Annotated in this window: 10 protein-coding genes; all 10 read right to left on the bottom strand. The window is 55.4% G+C overall.

Going from position 1 to position 12714, the window contains the following annotated elements:
* Window positions 1-2 precede the first annotated feature (2 nt).
* The 10 genes from HUW35_RS06700 to glmS all read right to left on the bottom strand — a co-directional run bounded on the left by HUW35_RS06700 (window position 3) and on the right by glmS (window position 12693).
* Entirely contained in the window at window positions 3-1169 is a 1167-nt protein-coding gene (locus HUW35_RS06700) for a lipase family protein (protein ID WP_181254824.1), read from the bottom strand.
* Window positions 1170-1196: 27 nt separating this feature from the next.
* Window positions 1197-1601: a DUF6795 domain-containing protein gene (locus HUW35_RS06695; RefSeq protein ID WP_181254823.1), complete on the bottom strand. Its 405-nt coding sequence runs from the start codon at window positions 1599-1601 to the stop codon at window positions 1197-1199.
* 396 nt (window positions 1602-1997) lie between these two features.
* Window positions 1998-3320, bottom strand: a complete 1323-nt coding sequence (locus HUW35_RS06690) for a cytochrome c (protein ID WP_255463531.1) — start codon at window positions 3318-3320, stop codon at window positions 1998-2000.
* Between the two features lie 2 nt (window positions 3321-3322).
* On the bottom strand, window positions 3323-4930 hold the full coding sequence (locus tag HUW35_RS06685) for a GMC family oxidoreductase (RefSeq protein WP_181254822.1): 1608 nt from the start codon (window positions 4928-4930) through the stop codon (window positions 3323-3325).
* A 3-nt stretch (window positions 4931-4933) separates the two neighbouring features.
* Complete coding sequence (locus HUW35_RS06680) at window positions 4934-5470, bottom strand: sugar dehydrogenase complex small subunit (protein ID WP_181254821.1); 537 nt, start codon at window positions 5468-5470, stop codon at window positions 4934-4936.
* 137 nt (window positions 5471-5607) lie between these two features.
* Window positions 5608-6150: a lipocalin family protein gene (locus HUW35_RS06675; protein WP_219932662.1), complete on the bottom strand. Its 543-nt coding sequence runs from the start codon at window positions 6148-6150 to the stop codon at window positions 5608-5610.
* A 7-nt stretch (window positions 6151-6157) separates the two neighbouring features.
* Window positions 6158-6397 (bottom strand): VF530 family DNA-binding protein, encoded by a 240-nt coding sequence (locus HUW35_RS06670; RefSeq protein ID WP_181254820.1) that lies wholly within the window; start codon window positions 6395-6397, stop codon window positions 6158-6160.
* 141 nt (window positions 6398-6538) lie between these two features.
* Window positions 6539-7114, bottom strand: coding sequence for a cysteine hydrolase family protein (locus HUW35_RS06665; RefSeq protein WP_219932661.1), 576 nt, complete (start codon window positions 7112-7114; stop codon window positions 6539-6541).
* Between the two features lie 139 nt (window positions 7115-7253).
* Window positions 7254-10409, bottom strand: coding sequence for a GlyGly-CTERM sorting domain-containing protein (locus HUW35_RS06660; RefSeq protein ID WP_181254818.1), 3156 nt, complete (start codon window positions 10407-10409; stop codon window positions 7254-7256).
* 454 nt (window positions 10410-10863) lie between these two features.
* The gene (glmS, locus tag HUW35_RS06655; RefSeq protein ID WP_181254817.1) at window positions 10864-12693 is read right to left on the bottom strand and encodes a glutamine--fructose-6-phosphate transaminase (isomerizing); all 1830 of its coding nucleotides are present in this window, start codon (window positions 12691-12693) and stop codon (window positions 10864-10866) included.
* Between the last annotated feature and the right edge of the window lie 21 nt (window positions 12694-12714).

The raw sequence follows: 12714 nt of genomic DNA, 5'->3' as shown, positions 1-12714 counted from the left end.
GATCAGTGCAAGGTTCGGCCGGCCTGGCGTACCAGCTCGGATACCGCGTGATGCGCCTGGATAAAAACCTGGCGAATAAACCGCATGGTCATTTCGGCACCTTCGAGCACGACGATACCGAGCATCTGTGCCATACGCTTGATCAGGCGCGTTACCCAGATTGAGACATCCTTTGCCAGCTCCAGGCCCTTGCTCATCAGCATGGCCAGGCGATCCAGCAGAGTGAAGGTGGTACTGCCCGCGATAACTACAGTGATGCCCAACAGGTTGGTCAGCTTCTTCACCACCCACAGAATGGCCGCGCTCAACAGTCGCGCGGAATTAAGGGTAAAGGATACGATGCTGCTGGATTTCAACCAGGCTTCGATACTGGAATCAAGAAAATCCTGAGGGCGGCGTGACTTGAGTATCGGCCAGTCAACTGGCTTGCCATCGCCACCCCTCGTGGACTTGGCATATCTGGCCATGCTGTGGAATTCCCAGGGCTTGAGGTGCAAACCGGATGGCAAAAGGAAATCACCTTCTCCACCATCGGGAACATGGAAGAACGGCCACGTTGGTACCATGGGGACCGGATCGGTCTGGTGATAGAGACGATAAATATTACCGGCGCCCAAACGGCGTTCCGTTTTTTGCGCGTAATACTCCAACCCGACCCGGGGGGAACCGAACGTGTAGAGTTTGACCTGCTTGCCACTGTTCGATTTCAACCAATCGGCCGTCAATGTTGCCAAGGCCCCACCGAGGCTGTGTCCAACACAGTGGATGGTATGCACATTGGGGGAAAATTGAGGCAGCTGATCGACAAATGAATTAAAGGTAGAGAGAAACCCCTGGTGCACCATACCGCCGGTTTTAGCGCTTTTGATCCCGGCATTCAGGTCTGTCAGCCCATCCATCAGGCTTGCCGTACCCTTGATCGCAATGATCCCCTGGTCTTGATACTCACTACCGGACTTTCCCTCTGCTGCCACTCCCATCATGTGTGAGGTTTGCAGGAGAATACCGCCGGTTTTTCCCACTAGGCCCTTGTTCTCTAGCTTCTTGTCCTCTCCGAGCTCCAGATAGTTTTTAAACGTCGTATAAAACGCGCTTCTGGTTTTCTCGTTTTTGATCGCGTAAGCACCGGTAGCAAGGCGCGCAGCAAAATTCGGATCCAGCTCAGGCATGTCTATTTCCCTATTTATTTCTTGGTATCACTTCCAGTGACAGCTGGTAACAAGGATTGTGTCAAAGTCTTCGACGGCAACGGGCTCGCGAGTAAGTTCACACTCGAGATCCAATGGATGTCCGCCAAGTTCTGAATTTTTTTCCGGGCTCATTTTGCTGTTAACCCAGATTTCGTATTCTTTTCCTTCGAACTCAACATTTACGACCTGGGCGGCCACAAATTGTGTCGGCAGGAGCTGAGTGAGAGAGCGCTCCTTGACTTCAGGCAGTTCGACCTGACCGGACTCATCCGCAGTGAATTCATCCACCTGCTCTTTTTGCCACTCGACAACCCTTGTTACTTTGGCATTAGCCGCCGGATTGCCCTTGTGTGTAATCTTCAAGTTCATGCCGGAAAAGGTATAGGCCTTTCCAATATCAAACACTGCCATACAGTATCCACTCACTGGTAATAAAATTATTATCAGAAATAACTTCTTGAAAATTTCTCTTTTCATCGACTAACACCACTATTCTCAAGTGCAGATCGTAATTAGTGCGCCTCTAGCTTTCTCTACCCATCGGCTTTCACTTAAAAGGTCATAATTTAATAAATTTGGATTTACATCCCGTTCAGTGTTTATTTTTGGTTCTTCGAACTTTAGGTAAAAGGGGACTTTAACGGACTTGATAGGAGTTAAAAACCGCTAATTCAATACTGTATTGGTACAGTCGTATCACTTTTACGGAATTCCGGGGCCTGCAAAAATAGTTCCAGAGTCAAATATCATTATTTTTTTCCAGTACAGATCTGAAAAATCGCTTCGGACCTTACGTGACCGGGTGTTCTATGTGTTTTCGGCGGGTGTGGCGAACTGTCGGCGAAGATATTCCAGGAGCTTTTTCAGCTGTGCCTCATCCAGATCTCTGGCAAATCCCGGCATCATGATTTCGTCATCACCGATATTGCGGCGCACGCCCTGCAGGATTGTCTGCCGCAGGTTGTGCTCGCTTTCGGCGCCCACGGTGGAGTTGTTTATCAGGGAGGGGTAGTAGCCATCCTTGCTGCCACTGCCATCCACACCGTGGCAGGTTGCGCACAGGCCCAGATACAGACGGGCGCCATCAGATTTCAGGTTGGCCGCCCGGTCCACCGCCAGGGGATTGCCGCGCTTGATGATTACATCGGTAGCCGGCGTGCCCAGCGAGTGACGCGCTACACGCGCCTTGCCCCGCACTGCAGGGACCGTGCGAAGGTAGGTCACCATCGCCGCTATATCGCTGTCGCTGAGCCGCGACAGGCTGTTTTCAATAGCCTCAGCCATAGGACCTGCAGCCTGGGCAAGGCGATTGACATGCCCGGTTTTCAGGTACTGCGTCAACTGTTCATCGCTCCATTCGCCGATACCGCTCACCGGGTCGGAGGTTATGTTGTAAGCCTGCCAGCCGTCGAGCACCGGGCCACCTGCGAGGAATCTATTGCCATTTTCGTCGTAGGCTTTTTCCTGAAACGCGATACCCCGCGGCGTATGACATGCGCCGCAATGGGCCAGTCCCTGCACCAGATAGGCGCCGCGATTCCATGCATCGCTCTGCGACGAATCCGGTGTAAAAGCTTCATCGGGGGCAAACAGGAAATTCCAGACTTTAAGTGGCCAGCGCGCCTGTAACGCCTTGTGAATCTTGTTCGCTGGTGGTGCTTCATGTACCGGGGAGACACCGAAAAGAAAATAGGCATATAGCGCTTTTATATCGTCGTCGGTAATTTTCGCATAGGACTCGTAGGGCATTGCCGGATACAGGTTGCGCCCGTCCTTGCCGATACCGCGACGCAGTGCGCGATCAAACTCCGGCAGTGTCCAGCCACCGATTCCAGTATTAATATCAGGGGTGATGTTACTGGTATAGATGGTGCCCAGTACGGGCATTTCCATCGCGCGCCCGCCGGCAAAATCACTGCCGCCGGGCGCCGTATGGCAGGCTTTGCAATCACCAACAATGGCCAGATAGCGCCCTTTTTCAATCAGTTCCGGTCGGTTCAGCTCCTGATTCACTTCCACCGCCGCAGCGCGATCCCAAACTTCCTGGGCGACAGAGTCGCCAACACCGCTGGTCAACGCTGTGAGTAAAATCAACAGCGGCATCATCAAGACGCGCTTAACATACTGCACGTCTATCCCTCCCGGATAAGCGTATCCGCCAGGCGCAGGGCGAGGGCGGCAATGGTGAGAGTGACATTGACCGTGCCCACCGTGGGCATTACCGAGCTGCCGGCGATAAACAGGTTGGGGTGGTCGAAGGTGCGGCAGTCTTTGTCCACCACCGAATCCTCCGCTTTCTCTCCCATGATGGTGGAGCCAGTAATGTGATTATTGGGGGCGAAGTCGTCGGAGAAGCGCACCTCGGTGCCACCCATGACCCGGGCAATTTCCCCGTAGATTTCCCGCGTATGCACCGCGCTCTTCTTTACATAGTCGTCGATGCTGTAGGTGATCTCCGGTCGCGGGATGCCACTGGCATCTTTTTCCGAGGTGCTGGGGCGAATGCGGTTTTGCGGCTGAGGCAGAATTTCGTGAAAGCTCGCGAACTCTACAAAACGGGCGGCACGATCGCGCAGGCGCGCGGTAAGATCCGGCACATCGAGAGATGTTTCTTCCTGCAGGATTTCCCGGGTTACCCTTTCCACCGGGGAGATATTCGACAGGTTGAGCTTTTTACCAGCGTATTTTGCGCGGAAGTCACCGTCGCGAAACCCCACTACCGAGGTCATCTCCTGCGGGCCGCGTCCCGCCCATAATTTTTCGTCTGCGAAAAACCGCACCCCGGTGCCCGGGTGATCCATCAGGTTGCGACCCACCATATCGGAGCTGTTGCCAACCCCGGTGGGGTGCTTGCGTCCGTAGGATATGAGCATCAGCTTGGGCGTCTCGATACCGTTGGCGGCGAGGATGAAGGTTTTACCGGAGATGCGATGATCGTTGCCCGCGGGGTCCTTGTATTCGGCGGCAACAATGCGCTCACCCTCGCTCACCAGGCGGTTTACCACCGCGCTGTGGATAAGCTCGGCGCCATTGGCTTCCGCCTTATCCACGTGGACGATGCCGTTGTACATGGCGCCGATCGGGCAGATGGGCATGCAGTTGTTGTTGCCGCAGCAAATGGGGCGACCATCGTACGGGCGACTGTTGCGCGCCGCCGGCTCGGTCACTACCTTCCAGTTGGGGTTGTGTCGGTTCATACGGCTGGAAACGCGCTGTTCGCTATAGGAAACCGGCAAGGGTTGCATGGGGTAGGGCGCGGAGCGCGGTGACCCCAGGTCCTGGTCATTGGGGCCCCATACGCCCAGCTCCTGTTCTGCGCGGTAGTACCACGGTTCCAGATCGTCGTAGTCGATCGGCCAGTCCCGTCCCACGCCGTACAGTGTCTTGATCTTGAAGTCGCTGGGCAGGTAGCGCCAGCAACAGGCGGCCCAGTGCCAGGTGGTTCCGCCCACCGCGCGGATATACTGGGAATTGAATTTATGGGAGCCCTTGAAGATCAGATAATCGTTGGCGCGCTCTCCGTACTCCGGATGCGGTGCCCAGGAGGGAGAGGGGTAGGGCGCCATCCAGTCCATTTTGTCCGGCTGGTTGCGAAAGCGCTCCACGGTCTGCCAGCGGCGTACCCGCGGGCCCGCCTCCAGGATCAGCACAGATTTGCCCGCCTTGGCCAGCTCATTCGCCACCAGTGCCCCGGCCACACCGGAACCTATCACTACGTATTCGGCTTCCTTGCCCGCCACGCTTTAAACCCTCCCGAATTTCATTTCTGGAGCCTTCGCCCAGGCGCCGGGCTCACCCACACAGTAGGAGCGCACGGGAAAGACGTCCGAAGTCAGCCGGTACATCATGGCGCGCTCGTAGGTAACCAGCTCCTTGCCGACAATTCCGAGAAACCACGCGGCAATAATCAGGCGCGCCAGGGGCGAATGCTGCTCACCCTCCCCCGGATTGTCGGGAAACAAATCCAGCTGCTGTGGAAAACTCGGGTACTCGCGATTCAGCGCAGCGAGCAAACGCGCCGCCACCCGCCTGTCCAGATGGGTGTCCACCGGTAGTGGATGCAACAGTTTCTGCGACACCGCAAAGAACTTGCTCAAGCGGGTTTCCGCCTCCCTTACCTGGCCCGGCTGTGCATTGAGCAGGGCAGCAGGGCACGCCAGCAGGCCGCCGGCCACCAGGAACTGGGTGCGAACAAACTGCCGCCGGCCGAGCGACAGCGGGCGGAGGGATTTGGGGGGAACCGGACCGGGTCCGGATTTGGAGGAAACGCCTGAGCTCACACCATCCTCACTGCACGGAAATTTTTCAGCTACAGGCAGTATAGGAAAGGCTCAGGAAGCGTACGGATTGGGAAAAGAGACACAGTTGGTGCTTTTTGACGGAACGGTATTTTATCTGGCACCGATTCGTGCGCGCTTCACGGAGATTGCTGCTCCACAAAAATCAGCGCATTGGTATCAAAGCCCAGCGCGCGGGCCTTGTCGATAAAGCGCTGTTTCAGCGTGTCATCCACCGTGGGGGTTCGCGACAGGAACCACAGATAGGAGCGGTCGGGCCCCGAGATCATGGAGTAGCGGTAATCGGCGCCCAATTCGAACACGATATAGGAGCCGTAGAAGGGCCCGAAAAAGGACACCTTGAGGTGGCCAATATCCGGCTCACCGACAAAATACGCCTTGCCTTCCGCCTGCTCCCACTCGCCCTTTGCCGCGGAGTAGCCGCGGTTGATAACCCTAACACCGCCGTCCTCGCGCAGGCTGTACTCCGCGGTCACCCGACTCAGGCCGCGCTCGAAGGAATGATCCAGGCGTGCGATCTCGTACCACTTGCCCAGATAGCGCTGCAGTTCGAAATCGTCAACGGGCTCGACACCCTGTGGCAGCCCGGTACACGCAGAGAGTGCGCCAATACACAGGATCAGCAAAGGTTTCAGGATTCGGTTGCGCAGGGTCTCGATCATCGCCGGTTCAGCTCTTCCAGGGGTTATTACCAGTAAAGGTGGAGATATACAGCGCCTCAACCTTTTCCCGGGCCCAGGGGGTTTTACGCAGGAACTTCAGACTGGATTTCACTGACGGGTCATTTCTGAAGCAGTTGACCGGCACCCGCTCGGCCAGCCCCTCCCAACCGTAGTGTTGCTCCAGTTTCACCACAATGGTTTCAAGCTTGATTCCGTGCAGTGGGTTGTTGGGTTGCTCATGATGCATGGCGAATTTCATCCAAACAGACGATTCAATTTTGACCCTTTCACCATACTGGATTTTATCCCGCCTATCTGGTTTTTGTTTCCCGTCAAAACCGCCTGCGATGCGGGATAGGTCGAGTCAGCTAATAAATTACCCGCAACACTAGGCCTGATTGGCCGATTTTTGGAAAGAAGACAGCAATTCTGCTGTGCTGGAAACCCGACAGTATTCGCCGTGCAGATTACTCAGATAAATCCACTGGATATCCTCCGCCGACACAAACTTCCCATCCAGTCGCTGTAGTGGAAAAGCCGCGGTTGCATCCTCGGGAACCAAAACCCGATATCCCAAACCCGCCGCAACGCGCACCGTCGCATCTATCGAGTTGTTGGTAAGCACACCGCAGATAACCACTTCACTGATACCGCATTCGTTCAACCAGCTCTCGAGCCTGGTGCCGATAAATGCACAGTTTTCCGACTTGGTGAAAACCGGCTCATCGCCCTCCGGCATCACTTCCGGTTTGAACGCGAAATGGGGAGAGGCGGGGTGGTAGGGCGACTCCGGGAATTTTGAAGCGTGGCGGACGTGGGCGATGGGCAGCCCGGACTTTCGCCAGTGATCCAGCAGTAGAGCGATGGTTTTTTCCGCATCGGGGTTGATGCGGTAGCCATCGTCGAAGTGATCGATTGCCTGTTGAACATCGATGATCAGAAGGGCGGGGTTTGGCGATTGCAAAAGCGTCTCCCTCATTGCGAAATCCCAGAGCTATAAAAGGCTATTCACTCAGGCTAACGCAAGTTAACTATTAATTCTGCACATAACCGAAAAAGCCGGTGGGATTACCACCGGCTTTTAGGTATTTAATGGGCCGTGTTTAACCCAGGGATCTCCGACGCCACAGGCCAACGAACATCATCATGCAAAGTAGCCAGAAGCCAACGCTACCGCCGCTGGAGCCGCCGCCAGAGTTGCCAGTCTCTTCCGGCACTGGAGTTTGACCACCGCCGGTAGAGATTCCATCGCCAGTGTCGTCATTGCCGCCATCGCCGTTATCCCCGTCATCGCCCCCATCCGCGCCATCGGCTTCCTGGAGGGTAAAGGTGAATTCCACTTGCTCCGAGGACAACATCGGTACGCCATCATCGGTAACCACAATACTGACACTGTACTCACCCACGGCCATAGATTGCGGGTTAAAAGTGAAGGATGCCTCGTTACCCGGTGTCACCGGTAGCTCACTCGTATACCACTGGTAGCTGTGGCTGTCGCCGCCGTTGACGTCGGTGACTTCGGCATTCAGGGTCACTTCGCCGGCATCGGTGACGAATACCGTACCCTGCTCACCGTTTTGTGCCGCCGTGACCGTTACCGTCGGCGCGATATTGGTGTCGGTTATTGTCAGACGGTGGCGCTGATGATCAGCGTTGATTGGCATTTCGAACGTAGTATCACTGCCTGCCTGTGCAGCCGCCAGTTCAAGTGTCAGATACTCGTCCGGCTCCACTTCCTCATCCGCGGCTACAGGAATCAGTAGCGCGGCATCGTCCTGCGCTTCGGCAGATTCGATGGTAACGATCAGTTTACTCAGGTTTACACCGTTGTCGCCTTCGGTCACTACGTCTGCCGACGTGGCGATACTCTCGGACTCTACCCAACTGACCAATATCGAAACCGGGTATTCCGGAGATGGGCCCGAGAGACGCAGTGCAACGGGAGCTACACGCTGCTCACCGGTGATTGAATCGGCTTCGGCAAAGCGCACCTGGGGATAGATGTTTACCATCTGCGCCAAAGGCTCGGAGCGGTTACCCGCGTCGTCTACGGCAAACCACTGCAGGGACAAAGCGCCGCTCGGCAGCGAAACCTGCTGATCCTCATTACGTATCAGCAGCTCGCTATTGAGCTCTACCTGAAACTCGAGTTCGTCATCGAAGTTATCAATCGCCTGCGCTTCCATGACATTCAGCGTTATCAGGGTGGATTCCCCTGTGGCTGCCATGCTGATCTCCTGTGGTACTTGCAGCAGTTCCGGCGCGTCGGCGTCGACGGAGCGTTCGTTATCCAGCGGGTAAGGATCCTCGCTGTTGACCACGCCATCGTTATCATTGTCTTCATCCAGCGTCAGACCAGAGGAAGATTGACAGGCACTGTCACAACTATCGAGCCAGGCGTCGGGTTGGCCATCACCATCGGTATCCACTGCGGCGGCAGAGTTATTTACAAACGCATCATTGCCATTCACCACGCCGTCGTTATCGGTGTCGTTCAGGGAGATATCCAGAGTCAGACCAGAGTTGGATTGGCAGGCGCTGTCACAGCTTTCGAGCCAGGCGTCCGGGTAGCCATCGCCATCGGCATCCACGGAGGCGGCACTGTTGTTAATGAAATCATCTTCCTCGTTCACCACACCATCGTTGTCGGTGTCGTTCAGGGATGTATCCAGGGTCAGGCCAGAATTGGATTGGCAGGTGCTGTCACAGCTTTCTAGCCAGGCGTCCGGCAGACCATCATCATCGGCATCAACTGCCGCAGCGCTGTTGTCGACAAACGCATCCTGGTCATTTATTACGCCGTCGTTGTCGGTATCATTCGGAGAAGGGTCCAGGGTGAGGCCAGAGGTAGTCTGACAGTCACTATCGCAGGCGGCATGCCAAGCGTCTGGCAACCCGTCGCTGTCAGTATCTGCTGCAGCGGCAGGATTCGCGGGGAAGGCGTCGTCAATGTTGGCAACACTATCACCATCGTTGTCGTCATCCAGTGTCAGGCCGGAAGCAGATTGGCAGGCACTGTCGCAATCGTCGTTCCATCGGTCGGGCAGGCCATCCATGTCGGTATCGATGGTGGCAGCGAAGCTGTCGGGGAACTGGTCCAAAACCAGGCCGCTTGCGATGCGGCATTCTTCCTCGCAGCCGATTTTCCAAAAGTCCGGCGCACCGTCGCCATCACTGTCGACGCTTGCGGCGAATTGCGTAGGAAAATCGTCATAGTCCGCTTCTGCACCATCCCCATCGCCGTCGCGATACAGGCGGCCCTGCAGGCGCAATCCCGGAAGTTCGGTATCGGTTCCATAATCCCAGTAAAGATTCCCCTGAGCATCGGTGTATTCAGCCCAGGTTTCGTACAGGGTGGGTTCTGCACAACTGGTGTTGTCGGCGCTGGTAGGGCACTGAAGTTCGGCAAGTGTGGCTCGGATGCCCCCATAACTGATGTTTTGACCCGATGCATCCGTCGCCCAGTAACTCACATAGGTATCGGCAGCATCGCCCGAAAAACTGTAGCCGACCAAGCCGCCAATCACGCTACTCTGCATGTACGCGGTGGACAGGCTGGCGATAACATCGCCCGCCAGGCGGTATCCCACCAAACCGGCTATCTCCCTGTCTCCTTCCCCGTTCACGAGCCCCGTGACATAACTGGCAACAATGTTGGTTCCCAATGCGGAGCCAACCAAACCACCAACGCTATTTCCCTTGCCATCAATGTAACCGCTGACAAAAGTTGCGGTAATCTGACTTCCCTGTGCATAACCTACCAGTCCGCCCACCATAGAGTTGCCCTGGATATGCATCAACGGTCCGGATAGGCCAAGTTCTTGCACCGTGGCGTCTACCATAGCGCCAAACAAACCCTGGCTGTTCACGTCCGGTCGTGCGGTCATCAGGTTGCGAACAAGGTGACCATTGCCGTGAAATACCCCGCTAAATGCATCGCTCGAACTGCTACCAATCGGTTGCCAGCCTTCACCGCCGTTCCAGTAGGTATCACTGCCATCAAGTGCACCATCACCGTTGGTATCGAAATCCAGATCCGTAGTCAGTTCAAAACCAACACAGCCATCTACAGGGCAGCCGGCACTACTGCCATAGAGCGCTGAGCCATCTAGGCTGTTGCGCACCTCGTTCAAATCTGCCCAATCATTAATTTCGATCAGACCATCGTCATCGACGTCGTAATCCGCACGGCCGTCAGCCGCCCAGGAATTGGGAGCGATAAAAAACAGAATGAGCAATAAGAATAAAGCGCGCGGCATAGCACTCTCCATATGATTGACGATTGAGCTTCCAGCCCGGTGGTATTTATTCGCGTTTTATTTCCGCCATTTTTGGGCGACGCAGAAAATAGTTGGCGACCTTAACAGATTTTCGCGCCATAAAAGAATGTTTGCGTCAGGAAATCTAAGAGATATGAAAAATTAATGGCGCGCATTTAATCTTTTATTTTTTATTTTATTTTATTTCAATTTGGCTTTCTCTGTTTTTATTGGTACAGGTGTGCCGATAAAAATAGAGATTTTTATTTTCGGATTCTCGATCCGGTGAAATCAGTTGGCACTATTGTGTTATTTGAAAAGGTGGGGAAGCAGACAAAGATTGGATTATCAGAATATTTTTTATAATTCGGTGTAATGCAGCTTTTTGTCAAACCTTCCGCAGCCCAGAGGTTAATCCGTTTATAGGCTGCGGGAAGGTTTATTGATTTCCGAATTATTCTACGGTTACTGATTTAGCCAGATTTCTCGGCTGATCCACGTCGGTGCCTTTCAATAGTGCGACGTGATAGCTCAATAACTGCAGCGGTACGGTGTACAGAATCGGTTGCAGGCTTTCCGGCGCATCCGGCACTTCGACCACGGTCAGACCCGATTCACTTTTAAATCCAGCTTCGGGGCTGGCGAAAACAAACAGCTCTCCCCCCCGCGCGCGCACTTCCTGCAGATTAGATTTCAGTTTTTCCAGAAGCTCATCATTTGGCGCCACGACGATAACCGGCATATCCGCATCTACTAACGCCAGTGGGCCGTGTTTGAGTTCGCCTGCCGGATAGGCCTCGGCGTGGATATAGGAAATTTCCTTCAGCTTCAGCGCACCCTCCAGTGCGATTGGATATTCGACGCCGCGCCCCAAAAACAGTGCGTGATTTTTTTCTGCGAAGGCTTCGCTGGTGACTTTTACCAGTGCATCCAGGCCGGTGAATTTTTTCATCAGCTCCGGCAGCTGGTGCAGGGCGCTTACCAGTTCTGCTTCGCGTTCGCTGGTCATGCCATTGGCTTTGGCAAGGGCGATACAGAACAGCTGCAGGGCAACCAATTGAGTGGTAAATGCTTTGGTGGAGGCGACGCCGATTTCGGGGCCGGCTTCGGTCATCAGTTGTAGTTCAGACTCCCGTACCAGTGAGCTGTTGGGGACGTTGCAGATGGTCATGGACGCGAGGTAACCCAGCTCCTTGGCCTGACGCAAAGCAGCCAGCGTGTCTGCAGTTTCCCCGGACTGGGAGATGGTGACAAACAGGGTACCCGGGCGCACCGCGGTTTTGCGGTAGCGGATTTCACTGGCGACTTCGACGGAGCAGGGGACACCGGCCCAGTCTTCGATCCAGTAGCGGGCGACGAGACCGGCATGGTAGCTGGTGCCACAGGCGACGATCTGTACCTGTTTAACCTGGGGCAGGATTTCGTTGGCGGCGGTGCCGAGGGCCTGGGACAGTACGGAGTGTTCACCGATGCGGCCGGCCATGGTGGCTTCGACTACTTTGGGCTGCTCGAAGATTTCCTTCTGCATATAGTGGCGGTAGCGGCCTTTGTCTGCAGCGTCGTGGCCGCCCTGCAGTTTGTTGACCGGGCGGCTGACTTCTTCACCGGTTTTGTCCCATACGGCGATGCCGTCGCGGGTGACTTCGGCGATGTCGCCTTCCTCTAAAAAGATAAAGCGGTCGGTGACCTGTTGCAGGGCCATGGGGTCGGAGGCAATGAAGTTTTCCTCGATGCCGACACCAATAACCAGTGGGCTCCCCAGGCGCGCACAAACCAGTCGCTCGGGTTCGGTGGAACAGACAACCCCGAGGGCGTAGGCTCCGTGGAGTTGTTGGGTGGCGGCAGTGACGGCCTGCAGTAGATCGCGGCCGTCTTTACTGAGATCGTTGATCAGGTGGACGACGACTTCGGTGTCGGTTTCGGATTGAAACTCGTAGCCTTTTGCGATCAGCGCTTCGCGCAGTTCCTGGTAGTTTTCGATGATGCCGTTGTGCACCAGGGCGATGTCGCCGGACGTATGCGGGTGGGAGTTTTTATCCGACGGAACGCCGTGGGTGGCCCAGCGGGTGTGTGCGATACCCAGCTGGCCGGCGGTGGGGCTGTCGTCGAGAGCGGACTCGAGATCCGCGACCTTGCCCTGGGTTTTGCGCAGCTGCAGTTTGCCGTCGCCGTTGACGAGGCACACGCCGGCGGAGTCATAGCCACGGTATTCCAGTCGGCGCAGGCCTTCCAACAGGATTCCGGTTACATTGCGTTGGCCCAAAGCGCCTACGATTCCACACATTTTCTTTGACCTCTTTTGTTT

The sequence above is a fragment of the Microbulbifer sp. YPW1 genome (assembly GCF_013367775.1).
GTDB lineage: Bacteria > Pseudomonadota > Gammaproteobacteria > Pseudomonadales > Cellvibrionaceae > Microbulbifer.
Note: the sequence above shows the minus strand (reverse complement) of the source record. Positions and strands in the feature narration are given on the sequence as shown.

Bases quoted from the DNA above. Each gene is read 5' to 3' on its own strand.
- HUW35_RS06675 (WP_219932662.1), bottom strand. From the start codon at position 6,150: ATGATCGAGACCCTGCGCAACCGAATCCTGAAACCTTTGCTGATCCTG.
- glmS (WP_181254817.1), bottom strand. From the start codon at position 12,693: ATGTGTGGAATCGTAGGCGCTTTGGGCCAACGCAATGTAACCGGAATC.
- HUW35_RS06670 (WP_181254820.1), bottom strand. From the start codon at position 6,397: ATGCATCATGAGCAACCCAACAACCCACTGCACGGAATCAAGCTTGAA.
- HUW35_RS06660 (WP_181254818.1), bottom strand. From the start codon at position 10,409: ATGCCGCGCGCTTTATTCTTATTGCTCATTCTGTTTTTTATCGCTCCC.
- HUW35_RS06700 (WP_181254824.1), bottom strand. From the start codon at position 1,169: ATGCCTGAGCTGGATCCGAATTTTGCTGCGCGCCTTGCTACCGGTGCT.
- HUW35_RS06695 (WP_181254823.1), bottom strand. From the start codon at position 1,601: ATGGCAGTGTTTGATATTGGAAAGGCCTATACCTTTTCCGGCATGAAC.